General features: G+C 71.1%; 19 protein-coding genes. 10 read left to right on the top strand and 9 right to left on the bottom strand.

Going from position 1 to position 19059, the window contains the following annotated elements; all coding sequences use genetic code 11:
* Nucleotides 1-59: 59 nt before the first annotated feature.
* The gene (locus WMF26_RS42695) at nt 60-1274 is read left to right on the top strand and encodes a GDSL-type esterase/lipase family protein (protein ID WP_437997402.1); all 1215 of its coding nucleotides are present in this window, start codon (nt 60-62) and stop codon (nt 1272-1274) included.
* 145 nt (nt 1275-1419) lie between these two features.
* Here the strand turns inward: WMF26_RS42695 and WMF26_RS42690 are convergent, their stop codons facing one another.
* Nucleotides 1420-1680: a hypothetical protein gene (locus WMF26_RS42690; RefSeq protein ID WP_437997401.1), complete on the bottom strand. Its 261-nt coding sequence runs from the start codon at nt 1678-1680 to the stop codon at nt 1420-1422.
* Nucleotides 1681-1806: 126 nt separating this feature from the next.
* Here WMF26_RS42690 and WMF26_RS42685 point away from each other — a divergent pair, with 126 nt between their 5' ends.
* Entirely contained in the window at nt 1807-2727 is a 921-nt protein-coding gene (locus tag WMF26_RS42685) for a hypothetical protein (protein WP_437997400.1), read from the top strand.
* A gap of 225 nt (nt 2728-2952) precedes the next feature.
* On the opposite strand, the gene WMF26_RS42680 is transcribed toward WMF26_RS42685, so the two are convergent.
* A complete protein-coding gene (locus tag WMF26_RS42680) occupies nt 2953-3513 on the bottom strand; it encodes a hypothetical protein (protein ID WP_437997399.1) in 561 nt (186 codons plus the stop codon).
* Nucleotides 3514-3709: 196 nt separating this feature from the next.
* A complete protein-coding gene (locus WMF26_RS42675; protein ID WP_437997398.1) occupies nt 3710-4609 on the bottom strand; it encodes a LysR family transcriptional regulator in 900 nt (299 codons plus the stop codon).
* Nucleotides 4610-4687: 78 nt separating this feature from the next.
* Between WMF26_RS42675 and WMF26_RS42670 the strand changes: the two genes are divergently transcribed.
* Nucleotides 4688-5557, top strand: coding sequence for a DUF998 domain-containing protein (locus tag WMF26_RS42670; RefSeq protein ID WP_437997397.1), 870 nt, complete (start codon nt 4688-4690; stop codon nt 5555-5557).
* A 101-nt stretch (nt 5558-5658) separates the two neighbouring features.
* Here WMF26_RS42670 and WMF26_RS42665 read toward each other — a convergent pair whose 3' ends face one another.
* A complete protein-coding gene (locus tag WMF26_RS42665) occupies nt 5659-6024 on the bottom strand; it encodes a hypothetical protein (RefSeq protein ID WP_061628992.1) in 366 nt (121 codons plus the stop codon).
* Between the two features lie 454 nt (nt 6025-6478).
* On the opposite strand from WMF26_RS42665, the gene kduI reads away from it, so the two are divergent.
* Both kduI and WMF26_RS42655 read left to right on the top strand, forming a co-directional pair.
* Nucleotides 6479-7324, top strand: coding sequence for a 5-dehydro-4-deoxy-D-glucuronate isomerase (gene kduI, locus WMF26_RS42660; RefSeq protein WP_437997396.1), 846 nt, complete (start codon nt 6479-6481; stop codon nt 7322-7324).
* 289 nt (nt 7325-7613) lie between these two features.
* Complete coding sequence (locus tag WMF26_RS42655; RefSeq protein ID WP_437997395.1) at nt 7614-8315, top strand: tRNA-uridine aminocarboxypropyltransferase; 702 nt, start codon at nt 7614-7616, stop codon at nt 8313-8315.
* Nucleotides 8316-8330: 15 nt separating this feature from the next.
* On the opposite strand, the gene WMF26_RS42650 is transcribed toward WMF26_RS42655, so the two are convergent.
* The 4 genes from WMF26_RS42650 to WMF26_RS42635 all read right to left on the bottom strand — a co-directional run bounded on the left by WMF26_RS42650 (nt 8331) and on the right by WMF26_RS42635 (nt 10924).
* On the bottom strand, nt 8331-9158 hold the full coding sequence (locus WMF26_RS42650) for a CAP domain-containing protein (RefSeq protein WP_437997394.1): 828 nt from the start codon (nt 9156-9158) through the stop codon (nt 8331-8333).
* A gap of 293 nt (nt 9159-9451) precedes the next feature.
* A complete protein-coding gene (locus WMF26_RS42645) occupies nt 9452-9736 on the bottom strand; it encodes a hypothetical protein (protein WP_437997393.1) in 285 nt (94 codons plus the stop codon).
* A 182-nt stretch (nt 9737-9918) separates the two neighbouring features.
* Nucleotides 9919-10434 (bottom strand): hemerythrin domain-containing protein, encoded by a 516-nt coding sequence (locus tag WMF26_RS42640; protein ID WP_437997392.1) that lies wholly within the window; start codon nt 10432-10434, stop codon nt 9919-9921.
* Between the two features lie 280 nt (nt 10435-10714).
* A complete protein-coding gene (locus WMF26_RS42635; protein ID WP_063823571.1) occupies nt 10715-10924 on the bottom strand; it encodes a hypothetical protein in 210 nt (69 codons plus the stop codon).
* Between the two features lie 522 nt (nt 10925-11446).
* Here WMF26_RS42635 and WMF26_RS42630 point away from each other — a divergent pair.
* The gene (locus WMF26_RS42630) at nt 11447-12742 is read left to right on the top strand and encodes a hypothetical protein (RefSeq protein ID WP_437997391.1); all 1296 of its coding nucleotides are present in this window, start codon (nt 11447-11449) and stop codon (nt 12740-12742) included.
* Between the two features lie 19 nt (nt 12743-12761).
* Here the strand turns inward: WMF26_RS42630 and WMF26_RS42625 are convergent, their stop codons facing one another.
* Nucleotides 12762-13034 carry a hypothetical protein gene (locus WMF26_RS42625; protein WP_437997390.1) on the bottom strand — a complete coding sequence of 91 codons (273 nt, stop codon included), beginning with the start codon at nt 13032-13034 and terminating at the stop codon, nt 12762-12764.
* A 146-nt stretch (nt 13035-13180) separates the two neighbouring features.
* Between WMF26_RS42625 and WMF26_RS42620 the strand changes: the two genes are divergently transcribed.
* From WMF26_RS42620 to WMF26_RS42605, 4 genes are all read left to right on the top strand, one after another.
* Nucleotides 13181-15019 (top strand): SLC13 family permease, encoded by a 1839-nt coding sequence (locus tag WMF26_RS42620; RefSeq protein ID WP_437997389.1) that lies wholly within the window; start codon nt 13181-13183, stop codon nt 15017-15019.
* A 317-nt stretch (nt 15020-15336) separates the two neighbouring features.
* Nucleotides 15337-16863 carry a cation:proton antiporter gene (locus WMF26_RS42615; RefSeq protein WP_437997388.1) on the top strand — a complete coding sequence of 509 codons (1527 nt, stop codon included), beginning with the start codon at nt 15337-15339 and terminating at the stop codon, nt 16861-16863.
* A gap of 1 nt (nt 16864) precedes the next feature.
* The gene (locus tag WMF26_RS42610) at nt 16865-17569 is read left to right on the top strand and encodes a potassium channel family protein (protein WP_437997387.1); all 705 of its coding nucleotides are present in this window, start codon (nt 16865-16867) and stop codon (nt 17567-17569) included.
* 19 nt (nt 17570-17588) lie between these two features.
* Nucleotides 17589-18920, top strand: coding sequence for a monooxygenase (locus tag WMF26_RS42605; protein WP_437997386.1), 1332 nt, complete (start codon nt 17589-17591; stop codon nt 18918-18920).
* The last annotated feature ends 139 nt before the right edge of the window (nt 18921-19059 follow it).

The raw sequence follows: 19059 nt of genomic DNA, 5'->3' as shown, positions 1-19059 counted from the left end.
TCCATCTTGAGCGGAAACCTGCGAATCGATCGGTCCAGACATGGAGAATTTTGATGCACATGAATCGCTTTCTTGGAGTTGTCTCTCTCTCGTTCGCGTGCGGCCTGCTCGCATGTGCGGTGGAGCCGGGCGCGCTGGAGGACGGCGGCTCCCTCGAGTCCGGGGTGACCAGCCCGGACGGCATGATCGACGCGACGCTCACGATCCAGTCGCAGTGGGGCAGCGGGTACTGCGCGAACGTGACGGTCAAGAACCTGAGCCGCACCGCGGCCACCACATCCTGGGGCATGGTCGTCGAGCTCGGCGGCACCACGGTGACCAACCTGTGGAACGCGCGCTCCACGCCCTCGGGCGGGCGGCTGAACGTCACCAACGAGGGCTACAACGGCGCGATCGCGAAGGGGGAGACAGCGTCGTGGGGGTTCTGCGCGAACGGCACCGGGCGGCCCACCATCGTGTCGGCCAGCAGCACCGGAGGCACGGGAGGCGCGACCACGTCCTCCTCGAGCAGCAGCTCGAACTCGTCCTCTAGCGCCTCGGCGAGCAGCGGCGCTGGCGGCGCGGGCGGCGCGGGCGGCGCGGGCGGCGCGGGCGGCGCGGGTGGCGGCGCCACGACAGGAACAGGGGGCTCGAGCGCGTATTCGCCGTGCCCGACGAACGGGGATCCTTGCAAGATCCTGCCGCTGGGCGACTCCATCACGGATGGGGTCGGGGTGTCGGGGGGCGGCGGCTATCGGATCGAGCTGTTCAGGAAGGCGCTGGCCGCCGGCCAGAGCATCACGTTCACGGGCTCTCTGACGAACGGGCCGGCGACGGTCGACGGCGTTCCGTTTCCGCGGAAGCACGAGGGTCACAGCGGCTGGAAGATCAACCAGATCGCTGGCCTCGTGCCGGCGCCTTCGATGCAGGAGACCCCGCACATCGTGCTGCTCATGGCGGGGACCAACGACGTGTCGCAGAGCGACAACCTCGCCATGGCGCCGCAGCGGCTGGGCTCGCTCCTGGACAAGATCTTCGCCGCGGCCCCCAATGCGTTCGTGGTCGTAGCGAAGCTCATTCCGCTCAGCTTCAACAACGCCGCGGTGGTCGCGTACAACAATGCGCTGCCGCCCATCGTGGAAGCCCGGGCGTCGGCGGGGAAGCACGTGGTGCTGGTGGACATGCATACCGGGTTTCCGACGTCGGAGCTCGCGGACGGGGTGCACCCGAACGCGGCCGGCTATGCCCGCATGGCGAACCGATGGTACGACGCGATCGGCGACCTGCTGCCGTGAACCGCCGGCGCGCCCGGCCGCCGGCGACCGTCGAGCGCTGGCTCGGCGTCACGGCCGCCGCGACCCTGCCGTGAGCCCGGAGATCGCCCCCCACGGGGCGCTGCGCTCGCCGCGCGTGCGGCCCGGCGAGCGCGCTCCGGTTCGCCTACTCGCCGAAGAAGCCGACGGCCTGGTTGCCGAGCAGCTGCTGTCCCGCGGCGTTCGCGTGGCAGCTGTCGGCGGTCGTCGTTCGCCCGAGCCGACCGAACGAGCCCGGATAGATCACGTTCAGCGTCCGATCGGTGGCCGCCTGCTGGGCGAGACGGTCGGTGAGCTCCGGGCCGCCGCTGCCCGCGAGCGAGATCGCATGTCCATCCGGATGAAGTGACAGGCGGGAGACGGGGCGGGGGATGACAAACTTGTCCAAGGGGGGCGACGACGATCTCGTCGTCTATTCGCGCGGGTCGCAGCGGCCATAGAACAAGGACGGTCGGACGCGAGCCGAGAGCCCTCGCAGGTCCTGGCCAACGCCCCCTAACAGAAGGTGACGACGATGAATTCTCTTGTTCTTTTCCACCGCTGGATGGCCCGCTGCGCCCTTGGGATGACCGCGCTCTGCCTCGGCGCTTGCGGTTCGGAGGGTGACCCGGACGACGGTTCGGGGTCGGGAGACGCCACGACTGCGACCGCAGGGACGACGGGCACCGGCGGTCCCACGACCGGAGGTTCGACCAGTGGTGGGACAGGTGGAGGCGCCAGCACGGGCGGCACCACCGTCGGCACGACCGGCACCGGCGGAGATGGCACCGGCGGCGCAGGCGCGGGCGGATCCGCGTCGGGGAGCACCGCGAGCACGGGCGGCGCCGGCGGCGCTACCGGGACGGGCGGTGGGGATGACGGCCTGCCCCCGACGGGAGACAACTCCGTCGCGTACACTGGCTGCTCGATGGCCAACAACATCGGCACCGGCTACAAGCGCGTCGGCGGCAGGATCATGTGGAACGCGGACAGCTATCAAACGGGTGCCATGGTGGTCCAGAACTGGACGAACCCCAAGAGCTCTTCTTGGCAGCTCTTCGACCGGAAGATGGCGTCGATCGGAGGGAAAGACGTCGTCAAGGCCATCATGGTCCAGATCTGCATCTTGTCCCAGAGGGCGACCGATCAAGAGCTCCGTGACATGGTCAACGCGGCGCGCCAGCACGTCAACCCGGGCACGCATATCTATATCGTGGGGCAGCCGGTCTACAACGAAGGACACGATTGCTTCATCGCGGGCGCCGGCGGCGCCGACTGGACCGACATGAAGGCGCAGGAGTTGGCCAACGACCCGACCATCAACGAGAACATGAGCTACCTCGGGAAGTTCATCCTCAACAATGACGCGGGCGAGGTCAGCGACGGCTGCCACGCCAGCAGCCCGAAGGGCGAGAACGTGCTGGGAGAGCAGGCGAAGGCGTTCTTCGGGGGCTGATCGGAGCACAGGCTCAACGAGACCGAGCTTCGATGTCGACCGGCGCGCGCCATGCGTAGCTGCGCGCGCTCCGGTGGTGAGCCCTGCTCGTACGATGGGAGCAGGCATTGATCGGTGGATGATCCATGATTTTGCTTGCCCGTCCTTGTCACACCGTCGGTATCGCGTTCTTCGGGCTGCTGTTCTCGGCAGGTTGCACCGCGGGCGACGTGCCTCGAGCGGCGCTCAGAAGTTCCAGCTGATCGAAGCGTCGTCCACGTAGACCTGCTCCCACGCTCCCGGTTGCGTCCCCAGCGTGACGCGCACCGTGATGTTCTTGGTGCACGCGTAAGTATTGTTGACCGTGTACTTGACCCAAGCCGCAGCGCCCACGCCCGAGTACGGCGTCGAACCGATATAGGTCCAACTTGCAGTGTCGATCATCTCGACCGAACCATGGTTGGCAAAGCCGTTGCCCCGCAGCCAGACGCTGGCCGAGCACGACGTCGGGATCACTGTCGTCGTAAACGCCTTGTAAAATTGTAGCCAATCGGACGCGCCGGCCGATGGCGAATAGTACAAATAGGCTATCGTTGAAGGCGAACGGGCCGAACTCCAGGTCGTTGAAAATCCCCCGCCTTCGGCCGAATTGCTGGCCCAAAATCCACAACCGCCTGATTCCAGGTTGTCACTGATGGTGACGGTGCCCGCCATCGCGTCGTGCGCACTGCCGAGCGAGCTGCCGATGATCGCCAAGGCAGCAAACCCCATCCGAACGCCGTTCTTCGTGCTCGTAATGATCGGCATGTTCGTGATCCTTTTCAATTCGATTTAATCAGCCGCAGCGCGGACAGGGAACCATAGGAAACTCGCCCGTGTTAAGCTCCGCGGGAATGGCGCCGGGCGAGCCGTCTTGCGCGCATCAGACGCCCGCTCGCCCCGTCGCAGGAGCTCTACGGTTTCCTATCCGCTGGCCGCGTCGCGGGATCGACCCAGCGCGCGCCTACCGTGACGATCCATGCACCGAATTCGTGATCTCGAGGAGCGACCGCACGAGCGGGTCCTCGTCGTCCATGGCGCGCCACGCCGAGCGGCCGAGGATGACGACGTTGAGGTCCCGAACCCGCTTGAACACCACTCCGGCGAGGAGCGTCGACGCGGCACTCTCGGGAAACACGCTGAGACCCTCGCCGCTCGCCACGAGCATGAGGATCACATCGCTGCTGGCCTCCTCGTGGGCGAGCTCGAGCTTATGATCATGCGCTCGGAAGGCGGCGATGATGTCGTCGTGGAGGCGCGGGCCCTCCTTGCGCGGAGGCCAGATAAAGCGCTCCTGCTTCAGGTCCGCGACCCTCAGTGTGCGCCGTGCAGCGAGGCGATGGCTCTTCGACATCACAACGCCGACGCGCTCGCGATACAGCACGCGGAAGCGGAAGAGCGGGTTGTCTTCCGGCGAATGATAGCCGTACCCGACCGAGATCTTGCCATCGCGCAGCGCGGCGATCTGCTCCTCGCTCGGCAGCGGCCGGAGGCGCACCTCGACGCGCGGATGACGCGCGCGGAACGTCTGCACGATCCCCGGCAGCAGGAGGGCGTCAGCCAGGGCGCCGTCGAATCCGACCACGACCGTCCCGATGCGGCCTTGCGCCGTCGCGCGGGCGTCGTCGACCGCGAGCGCGGCGCGAGCCAGGGTCGCGCGCGCGCCTTCGAGGAAACTCCGGCCGGCGGCGGACAGCTTCACCCCGCGTCCCGAGGGCACGAAGAGCTCGACGCCGATCTCCTCTTCGAGCTGAGCGATTTGCCGGCTCAAGGGCGACTGCGAGACGTGAAGCTGCTCGGCCGCCCTTCCGAAGTGCTCCGCCTCCGCGACGGCGATGAAGTAGCGCAGGTGACGTAGCTCCATGATTCAGATCTATAGGGTCTGAAACCGTTGCGATCAATGTCCTGGTGGTCTTGAACGCGACGGTGCAGGCTGTTCAACATGAGGCGACACGAGAAAGGCTCGGCGGCGCACCCCTATGACGTCGTCATCGCGGGCGCAGGGCCGGTCGAGTCAAGGACGACACGAAGGGAGCGCGCGAGGCCCGCGCCCGAGGCGAACCAGATGGTGCAACGTCGCCCCGCCGGCGCGGTGCTCGTCGCCGGGGCGGTGATCTTCTTCCTCGCCGAGCTCATCGCCGCCGCGGCATGGACGGATCCTCCATACAGTTACACGCATCACTACATCAGCAACCTGGGAGTCCGTGGCCCCCTCGAGGCTCTTGGCCAGTTCATGAACTCGCCACTCGCGTGGGTCATGAACACCGGGTTCTTCCTCTTCGGGATCATGTTCTTCATCGGTGTCGCCGCGCTCAAGGGCCTGCGAAGCTGGCGCCGCTGGGCAGCGCTCAGCCTGGGAGCTCTCGTAGCGCTTGGCGGCGTCTTGCTGGCGTTCAACCCCGGTTCCGGAGAGCCGCCCGACGGCGCCGTCGACTATCACGGCTTGGGGGCCTTCGCGTCTATCGTCGGAGGCAACGTGCTCGTGATCCTTCTCGGACGCCAGCGCCAGCAAATCGGAGTCGCTCCGAAAGCCGGGAGGGCCATGGTCGTCCTCGGCGTGTTCGGGCTCGCCTCGATGGTGGCCTTTCTCGCGGTCGCCAGCTCGGGGACCAACGTCCTCATCGGCCTCGTCGAACGCTGCGCCGTCTATCCCATCCTGGTCGGCTTCATCCGTGCAGGGGCGTCGATCTGGCGTCGCCGGACCTGTGCACGCTCGAGCGGGCGAGGACGAGACATCCCGACTACAGATGCTGAAGCAACAGCCAGCCTCAGCCTACATCATCGAGATGCGCGCCGAGCCTGGAGCGAGTGACAGGCTGTTCCAACGAGCTAGCAGCGCAGGGCATGCGTGCGCGCGCGGCCGACGATCCGCCCTAGACTAGGGCGCGCAGCGCACCGGCGCGCTCGCGCGCCTCACCACCAGCCGATGTCCTGGATGATGGTGCCGATGTCGCCGTGCCGCACGATCGCGCGGTTCTGGCGGATCTCGTAGGACTTCGGCGAGCTGTCGACGATGTCCTGATCGAAGGTGTGGCACTCGAGCTTGTAGGTGCCCGCGCCCTGCATCAGCGCGCCCTTCAGCATGATGTACGTGTCGTTGTGACGGCTCCTGAGCCGCTCGATCGCCTCCGTGCTGGCGTCGATGAGCAGCTCGAGGTGGACCGTCTTCTCCTGCTTGCTGTGCGACGCGTCGAACGCGAGGTTGATGACGATGCCGGCATCGAGCAGCGCATCGATATTGGACTTGGAGAACGTCTCGTACACCATGAGCTTCGCCATTGCGCGCTCCTTTCAAGATGTGATCGTAGATGTACCACGGCACGGGACGCCGGGCCGAGGGTCATCGGCGCAGCGCGGCGCCGGACCCCCGGGGTTGCCCCCGGCACCGGGCTCTGCGGTGCCGCCGCCGTGATCGCTCGCGCCTCGAAGCCCGCGGGCTGTCAACCGCGCCTGTCAACCGGTGCAAGCCGCGGTTGACAGCACGCCCGGATCTCAGCCGCCATGGGTGGAAAATTCTCGCCACGCGACGGTCGTCGCGTGGCCCCTCCCGTCGATCCTGCGCCTGGCGCAGCGCTGGAACGTCCTGTGCATCTCCGTTCACGACTCGCTCGGCGTGGACGTCGTGAGCGGCGGCAGGACGGCTCCTGGCACGCCATCCAGCCTCCGGCTCCGCGCGCGCTCCCGGCGCTCGCGCCCTCGGCTTCCGGGGCGCGGCGCGCTTCAAGGATGGATCATGTTCAACAAGACCTATCAAGCCACGCACCCGGACATGATGAAGGGCGCGGACAACCAGGCGCTCCGCGACCGATATCTCGTGCAAGGCCTGTTCGCTCCCGGCCATACCCGGCTGACCTACTCGCACAACGAGCGCTTCGTGATCGGCGGGGCCACGCCCACGAAGGAGACCCTTACGCTGCCGGCCCAGACCGAGCCCAAGAGCGCCAAGGGCCGTCCCTTCCTGGAGCGCCGCGAGCTCGGGATCGTCAACGTGGGCGGCGCCGGCCGCGTCACCGTCGACGGCAAGGCCTACGACCTCGCGCCCCGCGACGGGCTCTACGTGCCCATGGGCGTCGCCGACGTGACCTTCGACAGCGCGGACGCCGCCGCGCCGGCCAAGTTCTACCTGGCCAGCCTGCCGGCCCACACCGTTTTTCCGGTGACCAAGATCTCGATCGAGCAGGCCAAGCCCCTGGAGCGCGGGTCGCCCGAGCAGTCCAACGAGCGCACCATCTATCAATACATCATCCCGGGCGTGTGCCAGTCGGCGCAGCTGCTCCTCGGCGTGACCTTCCTCAAGCCGGGCAGCGTCTGGAACACCATGCCGCCGCACCTGCACGACCGCCGCTCGGAGATCTATCTCTATTTCGGCCTGACCGGCGACAACCGGGTATTCCACTTCATGGGCCAGCCCGACGCCATGCGCCACCTCGTGGTCGGCGACGGCGAGGCGGTGATCTCGCCGCCGTGGTCCATCCACATGGGCGTGGGCACCTCGAACTACGGCTTCATCTGGACCATGGGCGGCGAGAACCTCGATTATACCGACATGGACGTGCTCGACGTCTGCCAGCTGAAGTAAAGCGGGTGGTGGCCGGATGTGAACATGAAGGCGGGAAGGCGGGAAGAAAAGATGATTGATCTTCCTGTCTTCCCGCCTTCATGGGAATTACTCCGGGGCCCGGCCGCCCGGTAGACAGCCGACCGGCCGGGCGCAGGTCGCGCGCGCACGAGGGCGCACGAGGGCGCACGAGGGTCTGCGCGCTCGGCGGGAATCGGAGCGAGCCGGGGTACGCTCGAGGTGCCGGGGCGGGGAGGGCCATTTGACCGGGGAGGCCTGCGCGTGCGAAAACGCCCGGTCCCGAGCCGAGATGACGTTCGTCCCGCTGCAGCCGCCCGACCTGCCCCCCATCCGCGCGCGGGGGACGCCGCGCTGCCGCGGCTGCGGTCTGCCGCGATCGATGTGCCTCTGCGGCGCGCTGCCCCGGCTCGCGGTGCGCACCCGCGTCGTGCTGCTCACCCACCGGATCGAGCGCACGAGGAGCACCAACACGGGCCGGCTCGTCGCGCGGCTGCTCGAGGGCGCGGAGGTGCGCGTGCGCGGCGAGATCGCGCCGCGCGCGCGCCCGCCGCTGCCGGAGGGGCGCCGGCTCGTGCTGTATCCGTCGCCCGGGGCGCGCGCCCTCTCGCCCGACGACGCGCGCGGCGGGCCGGTGGTGCTGCTCGTTCCGGACGGCAACTGGAACCAGGCGCGCCGGGTCGTTCACCGCGACGCCGACGCGCAGGGCGCCGAGCCGGTCGCGCTGCCGCAGGGCGCGCCGAGCCGCTACGGGCTGCGGCGCGCCCCGCACGAGGGCGCCCTGTCGACGCTGGAGGCGGTCGCGCGCGCGCTCGGCCTGCTCGAGGGCGCGGAGGTCGAGCGGCGGATGATGGAGGCGTTCGACGTCTGGGTGCACCGCGCGACGTGCGTGCGGCTCACCGGAAAGCTCACGGACGGGGCGGCGGCCCCGGGAGCCGAGGACGGCGCCGAGGCGCTCGTGGAGGGGGACGTCGACGGCGCGGAGAGCGGGTGAGCGGTCGCGCGCCGGTCACCGGAAGTTCTGCACGGCCCAGACGCTGCCGTCCGGGAACGTGTGGAATCCGCAAGCCACCTTGGTATACGCGGTGTTGCTCATGTTGATGTAGTGGCCGTGTTTGTTGAAATCCTCGCCGGGCCCCTCGTCCCACATGGCTTGCAAGCACGGGACGATCATCGATTCGGGCGGTCCGTTCCAGCCGGGGCACTCATTTTGAGCCCGCTCGTCGCAAGCGCCGAACGCGCCGTGCGCCTGGCCGGTGTTTCCGTCGGACTCGCACTCTTCATCGGAGCACGACTCCGCCTCGGTCCAGCGCGCGAGGGGCGGCAGGCCGAGCGTGGCGCGGTGCTGGTTGATCGTATCGACACACAGCTGCGCCGCGCCGGTCGGGTCGCCGTTGCCGCCCGAGCCGCCGGCGCCGCTGCCGGACCCGCCGGCGCTGCTGGTGCTCCCCGCGGGGCCGCCGCTGCCGCCGGCGCCCGCGGTGGTGGAGCCGTCGCTGCCCCCGGCGCCTCCCGCGGGTGAGCCGCCGCTGCCGCCGGCGCCCGCGGTGGCGGAGCCGCCGCTGCCCGCGGTGGTGGAGCCGACGCTGCCGCCGGGGGGCGAGCCGCCCGCGCCGCCGCCGTCTCCGGCGCCCGCGGCGGTCGAGCCGCCGCTGCCCGCGGTCGAGCCGCCGCCCGGCGGCCCGCTGTCGTCCTCGCCGCCGGCGCCGCTCGTCGTCCCGCTGCCTTCGTCCTCGGTCGGCGCGCTGCCAAGCTCGCCGATGCAGCCCGACAGCACAGAGGCCATGAACGTCGCGGCGAGCGCGATGGCGTAGGAGTGAGTCGAAGGGTTAAGCATGTGTTGAGTCTATGGTGCTTTGGGCCCATGCTCAACTTCGACCGATCGTGCTGGACTTTTGTAGATTGAGCGCGGTTTTGGCGCAGCTGGTGAGCGTGCGGCGTTTCTGTGCGGAGGAAAGTGTGGGTGTCGCACAGGGGGTGCGTCTACCGGTTTTGATTTCAGTCGAGCGGGATAAGTGCATGTGTCCGGGCAGAGAAAAAACAGGACGTCAAGGCGGTCAGGAGAGGGGCGGGCGAGGAGAGGCTCTCTCTATCTCTCTCCTCCGTTGGCGCCCTTGGCGTCTTGGCGGCTCAGCGCCCTTCGCCCGCCGGCCGCGGCGCGCCCCGCCGCCGCTGCACATAGACGATCAGCGCGCCGGCGAGGGCGTTCGCGACCATGAGCAGGTTCGTCGCCACGAAGACCCAGTTCTCGACCAGCCAGCTGTAGACGACGAACCCGACCGAGGCGGCCAGCTGGCCGAGGAAGAGCCATTTGGAGACACCCTCGCTCGTCTTGCTCTTCCACTGCTTGTGGACCTGCTTGCCGACCGTCAGGACGAGGATGATGGAGCTGATCCAGCCGATTGCTTCTTCCATGGTCGACCGCCGAACGGCCGCTCGCGTGCCCCGGACCGGCGGCGCCGCGCGCCCTCATGAACGCCCACAAAACGGCCACGGGGGCAGGGAGGGCGCAGGGCCTCCGCCGCCCTGCGCTCTCCCTGCCCCCGTGGCTCGAACCCGGTCCGTCGCGCGCTCGCCGTCTGCGCGCGCAGGCCCCGTCAGGCCGGGTTCGCGCCGTTCGCGTGCTTCGCGTGGCTCGCCTTGTCCGCCGACGTCTTCTTGTAGCCCGCCGGCAGGAGCGCCTCGTACCCCTCGGCCAGCCGCTGCTCGAACTCCGTCTTCAGCTCCTTGCCGAGCTCCAGGAGGCGCTTCTCGTCGATGGCCTCCTCGACCTTGGGGAAGAGCTCTTCCTCCTCCTCCTCGACGTGGTGCTGGATGAGCTCCTTCAGCGTCGTCACGCGCGCCTTGAACGAGATGTCCTCCGGGTCCGTCGAGAGCAGCCGCTTCAGGGCGAGCTCGGCGATCGCGTGCTCCTCGTAGCTCTCGAGGATCAGGTCCTCCTTGATCTGCCGCACGGCGGGATAGAAGCTCTCCTGCTCGATCGCCATGTGCGCGACGAGCTCGTTGGCGAGCTCGGCGAGCAGGGGCGCCGGCTCCGCCTTGCCGCTCTCGAGCTGCTTGAAGATCGACTCCACCTTGCGGTGCTGCTTCTCGAGCAATGATGTCGCTTTCATGTTCCTGCCTCCACGCTGCGAGCCGCGCCGCGGCGCGGCCGGGGTCCTCTGGGTTCAACCTTCGGCCGCGAGCGCCTCGGGCGCAGGCGCTCCGGCCAGCTTTCTTCACACCGCAACGCCGCCGAGGGGCCGGCCCTGCTAGACGCCGATCAACTTGAACGCTTATGAATGAAGAGATTCGAACCACAGAGGCACAGAGGGCACAGAGTTATTTTGTGGTTCCTCTGCGTCCTCTGTGCCTCTGTAGTTCGATTTTCGGGGTTTCAACCCGGTCGTCGCTCTAGTCCGTCTTGTCCTCGACCTTGTCGCCCGCCTCCTCGGCGGCGTCGCCGGTCGACTCCGCCGCGTCCTTCGCCTCGTCCTTGACGTCGCGCGCAGCGTCGTCCACGGCCTCGCCGGCCTTCTCGGCCGGGCCCTCCGGCTGAGGCTTGCTGCCACCGCAACCCAAGACCACGCCGCCCACGAGCAGCGACAGATACAGAGTTCTCACGGTACCTTCTCCTCCGAGCCGGAACGCGACCAGCGGCACCTCGCCCCGATCGCGCTCGGCGGTTCTTCAACGACGCTCACGCCTGGTTCAGCCTCCTCCGCTCAGCAATGCGCGGGCCAAGCGGGGGCGAGCGCCCGCGCGTCCTCCTCCGCGCTCCCCGCCGCGCGCTCCGCGCTCCCCGCCGCGCGCTCCGCGCTCCCCGCCGCGCGCTCCGCGCTCCCCGCCGCGCGCTCCGCGCTCCCCGCCGCGCGCTCCGCGCTCCCCGCCGCGCGCTCCGCGCTCCCCGCCGCGCGCTCCGCGCTCCCCGCCGCGCGCTCCGCGCCGCGCGCCCGCCCCGGCGCGAGGTCCCCTGAGACATATCGCCTCGACCGTGGCGTCCTGCGACGCGCTACGGCCGCCCGATCGCCGGGGCGCGGCGCTCCGCGGGCGAAAGCGCAGGCGCCGGCGAGGCCGCGCGCCAGAGCGCGCGCATTCGCTTGGCCTCGGTGCCGATCGGCGCAAGAATCCGCCCCGGGACGCGACATGATCCACGACATCGCCCGCGCGCTCAGCGCCATCTTCTCAGGCGAACGAGCCCGCCTGCTGCACGTGATCGTCCCGGCGCACGTCCACGGGCACACGCTCGCGCTGCTGCGGGCGCTCGGCGAAGCAGGCCCGGCGCCCCGCCCCGTCTGGGTGCTGGCCGACCCGGTCTACGGGCCCAGCCGTGGCTGGGCCGCCCGCGAGCGCTCGCTGGCGCGCGAGCTCGGCGCCCCGGCGGCGGCCGAGCCGCCCACCTCGACCGCGGAGCCAGGCCCCCTGCGCGAGCCGCTCGACGCCTTCGCGGGCGCGCTCGCGGCCCACCTCGCCGCCCGCGCGCCGGACGCGACCGCCGTCGTCGTGCTCGCGCCCCAGCACGTCGACGACCCCCGCGCGTACGCCCACGACGTCCTCTGGCTCGCGCAGCGGCCCGAACTCGCGCTCGTGCGCTGGGTCCTCGTCGATCCGGTCCACTCGAGCGTCGGCGACCTGCTCGCGCGCTTCGGCGAGGGCGCGTCCCGCGTGGTGTGGCCGGAGGCCGACAGCGCGGCCATGATGGATGTCGAGCGCCTGCTCACCGATCTCTCGGCGCGCGGGCAGCGCCTCCCCGCCGACCTCGAGATTCGCATCGCGCCCGACTCTCCCCTTCGCGCGCCGGATCTCCTCCCCGCGCGGCGCCTCCTGCACGAGGCCGACAAGTGCTTTCAAGCGGGGCGGCACAACGAGGCTGCGCAGGTCCAGAAGCAAGCCGAGGAGCTGCTCGCGGGCCGCGGGCTGGGCGAGGAGGCGATCCACGTCGCCATGCAGCGCGCGCGCTCGCTGATCGCCGCGGGCGTGGTCGACGAGGGACATCGGGTGTTCGTCGCCGCGCTGAAGGAGGCAGAGCGGCGCGGGCTGTCCGCGATCGTCCCCGAGGCCTACGCCTCGCTCGGCAGCCTGCACAGCAAGCAACGGCGCTTCCTCGACGCGTCGGAGGCGTACGCCCGCGCCGGAGAGCTCGCGGACCGCCGCGGCAGCCACGAGTTCGCGGCGGACATGCACCGCTGCTCCGGGCACGCGGCGCTCAACGCCGACATGCCGGACGCCGCCGCGAAGGCGTGGCGGCGGGCGTTCGAGCTGCTCGGCTCGGTGGCGCCGGCCGTGGGCGCGCTGGACAAACCCCAGCAGATCGTGATCCTCGGCCTCGCCCTCGCCGACGTCTTCGAGACGCACGGCAACCTGCCCGCCGCGCGCGGGCTGCGGGGGCACGCCGAGGCGATCGAGACCCGCAATCCGCGGCGATCGGAGACGTGGAGCTGACGAGGGCTCGCGCCGATGGTCAGCCCGCGCCGGGGCGCTCGGCGACGAGGAGCCGCAGGTTGGCGGCGGGGTTCTCCGGGTCGAAGGGGGCGCCGAGCTGGCGGGCCCAGTCCGCCGCGCCGGTGTCGCTCGAGGCGCGGAGCCCGGCCCGCTCGACCTCGGCGCGCATGACCTCGCGCCGGCGCAAGCCGACGAGCGGCTCGCTCCAGAGGCGCGTGACCAGGCCCTGATCCGCGAGCGCCCGGATGAGCGCGACGGAGGAGGCGGTCTGGCTGGGACGACGCTCGCGCATGACGGCTGTCATAGCGGCAGCCGCCGGCGTTTCAAAGCGCGAGCGACGCCGGACCCCAGCGCGCCGCGCGCCCCGCCGCGAGGCGCGCGGCGAGCTGGTCCGCCCGTGATGCGGTCCCCTGGGAGTGCCGCTAGGCTGCGCGCCGCATGACCTCGGAGGCCATCGTCGCTCTCGTCATCCTCGGGCTCGCGATCGCCCTCTTCGTGAGCGATCGCATGCGGCTCGACGTGGTGGCGATGACGTCCTTGCTCGCCCTCACGATCTCCGGCGTCGCCACCGTCCCCGAGGCGCTCGCCGGGTTCTCGAACCCGGCCGTGCTCATGATCGCCGGCCTCTTCGTCGTCGGGGCCGCGCTCACCGACACGGGGGTCGCCGACTGGCTGGGCCAGCGCCTCGAACGCTTCGCCGGCGGGGGGGAGGCCCAGGTGACCGTCGCGGTGATGGGCGCGACAGCGCTCGTGTCCGCCTTCATGAGCTCCACGGGGACCGTGGCGATCCTCCTCCCGGTCGTCGGGACGCTCGCGCTCCGCCGCGGGATCGCGCCGGCGCGGCTCTTCATGCCGGTCGCGTTCGCGGCGCACCTCGGGAGCAACCTCACGCTCATCAGCACCCCGCCGAACCTGCTCGTGAGCGAGGCGCTCCGCGAGGCGGGGCGAGCGCCGTTCCGCTTCTTCAGCTTCACCGCCCCGGGCCTCGTCGTGCTCGCGGTCGGCGTGGCGTACATGGTCGCGATCGGCCGCCGCGCGCTGCCCAGCAAAGGAGACAGGGCCGAGGCGGGCGCGCCGCGGTCGCTCTCGCTCGACGATCTCTCGATGGAGTACGGCCTCGGCAGCGCCCTGCGCGCCGCGCGCGTCGCGCCCGGATCGCGCCTCGCCGGCCTCACGCTCGGGGAGGCGAACCTGCGGGCGGACTTCGGCGTGACCGTGGTCGGCATCGCGCGCCCCGGGCCCCACGGCCTCGAGGCGCAGCGCGTGGTGCCGCAGACGGCCTTCGCCGCCGGCGACGAGCTGCGCATGCTCGGCAGCGACGCGGCGATCGCGGCGCTCGCCGACCGCTTCGGGCTCGAGGCGCTCTCGGCGCGCCCCGTGTTCTCGCTGCCGCCCGAGGAGTCCCTCGCCGAGGTGGTGCTGCCGCGGCGCTCCGGCCTGACGGGGAAGACCCTGAGAGAGGCCAGGTTCCGCGACCGCTACCGCGCCAGCGTGCTGTCGATCCGGCGGGGCGACGGCTGGCTCCCGGTGTTCCACGCCACGCCCGAGCTCAGGGATCTCAAGCTCCGCGCCGGCGACACGCTGCTCGTGAAGGGGCGGCTCAAGCACCTGAAGAACCTGCGCGACGAGCGGCGCGATCTCGTGCTCGTCGCCGAGCCCGACGCGCGCGGCGACGTCCTCGTCGATCGCGCGCGCGCCGCCTTCGCCCTGTGCATCACCCTGGGCATGCTCGTCTGCATGGCGTTCGGGTGGCTGCCCAACGTGATCGCCGTGCTGCTCGCCGCGCTCCTCCTCGTGCTCGCGCAGTGCGTGCGCCCGGTGGACGCCTACCGCGCCGTGAACTGGGAGAGCGTCGTGCTCATCGCCGGCATGGTCCCCCTCGCCGCCGCGCTCGAGCGCACCGGCGCGATGGGGGCCGTCGTCTCCGCCGCCGAGGGGCTCCTCGCGGGGGCGCGCCCCACGGTGGTGCTCGGCGCGCTCGTGCTCTTCACCTCGACCATCGGGATGGTGCTCTCGAACACCGCGACCGCCGTGCTCATGGCCCCCCTCGCGGTCCGGCTGGCCGGGGCGCTGGGCCTCGCGCCGGAGCCGCTGCTCCTCGGGGTGGCGTTCGCGTCCTCGGCCGCGTTCGCGACGCCGATCGCCTCCCCGGTGAACATCCTCGTCATGGGGCCGGGCGGCTATCAATTCAAAGACTTCACCCGCGTCGGCCTGCCATTGCAGCTCCTCGTGCTGGCCACCACCCTGATCGTCGTCCCGCTCGTCTGGCCCTTTTGAGCGCCGGTCAACGCGCCTCCGCCGCCCGCCGGGGACTGCCGCTCGCGAAGGACGCGAGAGCGCCGCGGACGTCGTGTCATGACCTCTCGGACATTTCCCCGCTCCCCGGCCACAGGCACGCTCGCGTCTCGCCTGCACGCTGCCGCGCGCAGCCCGCCGGACCGCGCGGGCGACGGCTCTCCAATCTTGCGCATTCCGGAGCGATCATGTAGCGCAGGATTTACGGTGATCGCTCGCAGAGAACTCATGCACATCGCGGCGTGCCCGCCGCGTGGGCCGATGGCCGTCGCCCTCGTGCCGCCGCCGCGGGGTGACGCATGAGGGAGCGGCTCGAGAGCCTGCTCCTCGTCCTGGCCGTCGGCTCCGTCGTCGCCATCGGCGCCAAGCGCGTCGGGGTCCCTTACAACGTCGCGCTCGTCTTGATCGGGCTCGTCCTCGTCGTCCTCGACGTGCTGCCGAACACGCCGATGGACCCGGAGGTCATCCTCATCGCCTTCCTCCCGGTGCTCGTCTTCGAGGGCGCCCTGGCCGCCGACGCGGACATCCTGCGCGCCGCGAGCCGGCCAATCCTCGCGCTCGCCGTGCCGGGGGTGCTCATCTCGCTGCTCGGCACCGCCGCGGTGGCGACGCTGGTGCTCGATCTCCCGTTCGCGGCGGCGCTCCTCCTCGGCGCGCTGCTCGCCATCACCGACACCGTGAGCGTGCTGCTCGCCTTCCGGAGCGTCCGCGTCCCGCACCGGCTGGCCGCGATCATGGAGGGAGAGAGCCTCTTCAACGACGGCACGGCGCTCGTGCTCGTGCTGATCGCCTCGCGCGTCCTCGCGAGCGGCACGTTCGACCCGGTCGACACCTTCCGCGCGCTCTCGATGGCGATGCTCGGCGGCGCCGTCCTCGGCGGCGCGTTCGGCGCCCTCGGCGCGGTCCTGCTCCGCCGCACGCCGGACCACCTGACCGCGATCCTCGCCTCGCTCGTGCTCGTGTTCGCCACGGCCCTGCTCACCGAGCGGCTCCACGCCTCGCCGGTCATCGCCGTCGTGGTCGCCGGCGTGGTCGTCGGCAAGGCCGCGCGCCGCCACCTCGAGCCCTCGCGCGTGCTCGCGCTGGAGGGGTTCTGGGAGACGACCGGCTTCCTCCTCAACGTGCTGCTCTTCCTGCTCGTCGGCATGCAGATCCAGGCGGACATGCTCGTGCGCGAGGCGGCCTCCATCGGCCTCGCGCTCATCGCCCTGCACGCGGGCCGGGCGGTCGCCGTCTACGGCTGCTTCGGCGCGCTCCGGGCGATGACGCGGGAGGTCGTGCCGCTGCGCTGGCAGCACGTGATGCTGGTCGGCAACATCAAGGGCGCGCTCTCGATGGCGGCCGTCCTCAGCCTCCCGAAGGACATGCCGTTCCGCGAGCGGCTGATCACGATCGTCTTCGGCGTGACCTTCGTGACCCTGGTCGTGCAGGCGCTGCCGTTCGCGCGGCTGCTCAAGCTCCTGCGGGTCGCGGCCCCGAGCGCCGACGCCGCGCTCGACGGCGCGAAGGCGACGCTCATCGCCGCGCGGCGCGGCCAGGCGGAGCTCGACGACCTGCTCGCCGCGGGCCTCCTCTCCCGCAAGGAGCACGCGGAGCGCCGGGCCGCGTTCCAGCGCCGGGTGATCGCGGCCGAGGCGGCGCTCCAGTCGCCCCAGGGCGAGGCGGAGCGCGACCACCTCACCGATCTCGCGCTGCTCACGGCGGAGAAGGCGGCGCTGCTCGACGCGGCGAGGCGCGGGCTCATCGCCGACGAGACGGCGAACGCCCAGGTGGGCGAGATCGATCGCGAGATGATGAAGCTGCACGAGCACGAAGGAGGCCACTGAGATGCGCGTTCTCATCGCGGGCGCCGGGCGCGCGGGCCTGAGCGTCGCGGTCCACCTCGCGAAGACGGGCCACGACGTGACCATCGTCGATCGCGACGAGTCGATCGCCAACAGCGCCTTCGAGCGCCACGGCCTCGTCTCGCTCGTCGGCGACGCGACCGACGCCGGGCTCCTCAAGGAGGCCGAGGTGGGGCGCGCCGACGTGGTCGTGGCCATGCTCCGCCGCGACGCCGACAACCTCGCCGTCGCGCTCCTCGCCCAGGCGGCGGGCGCCAAGCGCGTGATGGTGCGCATGCGCGACTCCGACTACCGGGGCGTCTACGTCCGCGCGGGCGTCCAGCGGATCCTCTCCGAGATCGACGTCTTCATCGGCGCGATGGCCACCGCCATCGAGCACCCGGGCGTCCGCCACGCGATGGTGCTCGGCGCCGGCGAGTCGGTGGCGTTCGAGCTCGACATCCCGGCCGACGCGGCGGTCGCGGGCCGCTCGGTGAGCGTCATCGCCGGCAGCGCCGGCTTCCCCTCGTCGTGCGTCTTCGCCGGCGTCTACCGCCCCGACGGCCGCGTCGAGGCGCCGCGCGGCTCGTCCATCGTCGCGGGGGGCGCCACCGTGCTCCTCGTGGCCGCGCGCGACGAGCTCGCCGACGTCATCGCGTTCTTCCTCCGGCGCGAGCTGGGGAACGGCGGGATCCACGAGCGTCGCTGACGCGAGGGCAGGTGTTTCCATGGTGAGGTGCGCGGGCTACACGGGCTTGTCGGCATGGCTGGGCGCGGCGCTGGCCGCCGCCATCGCGGGGTGCGGCGGCGATGACGGGGCCGGGGCGGCGGCGGGCGGCGGCGTCGCGGCGGCGGTCTCGTACTACCGCGACGTCAAGCCGATCTTCGACGCGCGCTGCGCGGGGTGCCACAGCGCCGGCGGCGTCGCGCCGTTCTCGCTCGAGGGGCCCGACGCGGCGGTGCCCTGGGCCCCGCTCATCAAGCGGGCCGTCGTCGAGCGCACCATGCCCCCCTGGCCGGCCGACGGCGCCTGCGCCGACTACGTGGGCGATCGGTCCCTGTCCGAGCGGCAGATCCAGACCATCGCCGCGTGGGTCGACGGCGGCGCGGCCGTGGGCGACCCCGCGGAGGAGGGCCCGCCGCTCGATCGGCCGTCGAGCCCCGAGCTCGAGCGCGTGGACCGGACGCTCGAGATGCCGGTCGAGTACACCCCGCAGACGGGGCCCGACGACTACCGCTGCTTCGTGATCGACTGGCCGGAGGAGAGCGTGCGCTACGTCACCGGCTTCGGCGTCAGGCCCGGCGAGGAGCGCATCGTCCACCACGTGATCGCCTTCATCGCCGCGCCGGAGATGGTCGCCGACGTCGAGGCCCTCGACGCGGCCGACCCGGGCCCGGGCTATCCCTGCTTCGGGGGGCCGGGGATCAGGCCGCGCTGGCTCGGCGGCTGGGTGCCCGGCGGCGGGAGCCTCACCTTCCCGGCGGGGACGGGCACCCGGATCGAGCCGGGCTCCAAGCTGGTCGTGCAGGTCCACTACAACACGCTGACCGCGGGGAAGCTGCCGGATCGCTCCGCGATCGACGTGATGCTGGAGAGCTCGGTCGATCGGGAGGGCTCCACGCAGCCGTGGACGAACCCGGCCTGGCTCACCGGCGACGCCATGACCATCCCCGCCTTCGAGGCCGACGTCGTCCACCGCTGGGGGGCGCAGCCCACCCGGGCGCTCGCCGGCGGCGCGCCGATCGAGCTGCACATCGCGGGGCTCCACATGCACACGCTCGGCAAGCGCGCGCGCCTCGAGATCGAGCGGGCGGACGGCAGCTCGGAGTGTGTGCTCGACATCCCGCGCTGGGATTTCCACTGGCAGGGCAGCTACACGCTCGCCCAGCCCAAGGTGCTCCACCCGGGCGACACGCTGTCGCTCGAGTGTCACTGGGACAACACGCCCGAGAACCAGCCGATCATCGACGGTAAGCCGCGGGTCCCCGGCGATGTCGTGTGGGGTGAAGGCACGAACGATGAGATGTGTCTCGGCACCTTCTACATGACCGAGCTCTGATCTCCGCCGCGGAGCGTCGAGCCATCGAGTCCGATCACGCGCTGCGGCGACAGCGCGTCACACCCCGAGCGCTGGACGTGGCGCCCTGCGCCGTCGCTTCGGGCGTCCCCGGCGGTGTCGATACGGAGTCCATCCGGCC

Source organism: Sorangium sp. So ce185, from assembly GCF_051526825.1.
GTDB classification, from domain to species: domain Bacteria; phylum Myxococcota_A; class Polyangia; order Polyangiales; family Polyangiaceae; genus Sorangium; species Sorangium cellulosum_D.
The sequence above is the reverse complement of the archived record's forward strand: the minus strand, read 5'-3'. Positions and strand labels throughout refer to the sequence as shown.

What these genes read in the sequence shown, in the direction of transcription:
- WMF26_RS42620 (WP_437997389.1), top strand. Translation starts at nt 13,181, where the DNA reads ATGACCTCGGAGGCCATCGTCGCTCTCGTCATCCTCGGGCTCGCGATC.
- WMF26_RS42650 (WP_437997394.1), bottom strand. Translation starts at nt 9,158, where the DNA reads ATGCTTAACCCTTCGACTCACTCCTACGCCATCGCGCTCGCCGCGACG.
- WMF26_RS42645 (WP_437997393.1), bottom strand. Translation starts at nt 9,736, where the DNA reads ATGGAAGAAGCAATCGGCTGGATCAGCTCCATCATCCTCGTCCTGACG.
- WMF26_RS42615 (WP_437997388.1), top strand. Translation starts at nt 15,337, where the DNA reads ATGAGGGAGCGGCTCGAGAGCCTGCTCCTCGTCCTGGCCGTCGGCTCC.
- WMF26_RS42605 (WP_437997386.1), top strand. Translation starts at nt 17,589, where the DNA reads ATGGTGAGGTGCGCGGGCTACACGGGCTTGTCGGCATGGCTGGGCGCG.
- WMF26_RS42665 (WP_061628992.1), bottom strand. Translation starts at nt 6,024, where the DNA reads ATGGCGAAGCTCATGGTGTACGAGACGTTCTCCAAGTCCAATATCGAT.
- WMF26_RS42685 (WP_437997400.1), top strand. Translation starts at nt 1,807, where the DNA reads ATGAATTCTCTTGTTCTTTTCCACCGCTGGATGGCCCGCTGCGCCCTT.
- WMF26_RS42680 (WP_437997399.1), bottom strand. Translation starts at nt 3,513, where the DNA reads ATGCCGATCATTACGAGCACGAAGAACGGCGTTCGGATGGGGTTTGCT.
- kduI (WP_437997396.1), top strand. Translation starts at nt 6,479, where the DNA reads ATGTTCAACAAGACCTATCAAGCCACGCACCCGGACATGATGAAGGGC.
- WMF26_RS42675 (WP_437997398.1), bottom strand. Translation starts at nt 4,609, where the DNA reads ATGGAGCTACGTCACCTGCGCTACTTCATCGCCGTCGCGGAGGCGGAG.
- WMF26_RS42655 (WP_437997395.1), top strand. Translation starts at nt 7,614, where the DNA reads ATGACGTTCGTCCCGCTGCAGCCGCCCGACCTGCCCCCCATCCGCGCG.
- WMF26_RS42670 (WP_437997397.1), top strand. Translation starts at nt 4,688, where the DNA reads ATGAGGCGACACGAGAAAGGCTCGGCGGCGCACCCCTATGACGTCGTC.
- WMF26_RS42625 (WP_437997390.1), bottom strand. Translation starts at nt 13,034, where the DNA reads ATGCGCGAGCGTCGTCCCAGCCAGACCGCCTCCTCCGTCGCGCTCATC.
- WMF26_RS42640 (WP_437997392.1), bottom strand. Translation starts at nt 10,434, where the DNA reads ATGAAAGCGACATCATTGCTCGAGAAGCAGCACCGCAAGGTGGAGTCG.
- WMF26_RS42630 (WP_437997391.1), top strand. Translation starts at nt 11,447, where the DNA reads ATGATCCACGACATCGCCCGCGCGCTCAGCGCCATCTTCTCAGGCGAA.
- WMF26_RS42695 (WP_437997402.1), top strand. Translation starts at nt 60, where the DNA reads ATGAATCGCTTTCTTGGAGTTGTCTCTCTCTCGTTCGCGTGCGGCCTG.
- WMF26_RS42610 (WP_437997387.1), top strand. Translation starts at nt 16,865, where the DNA reads ATGCGCGTTCTCATCGCGGGCGCCGGGCGCGCGGGCCTGAGCGTCGCG.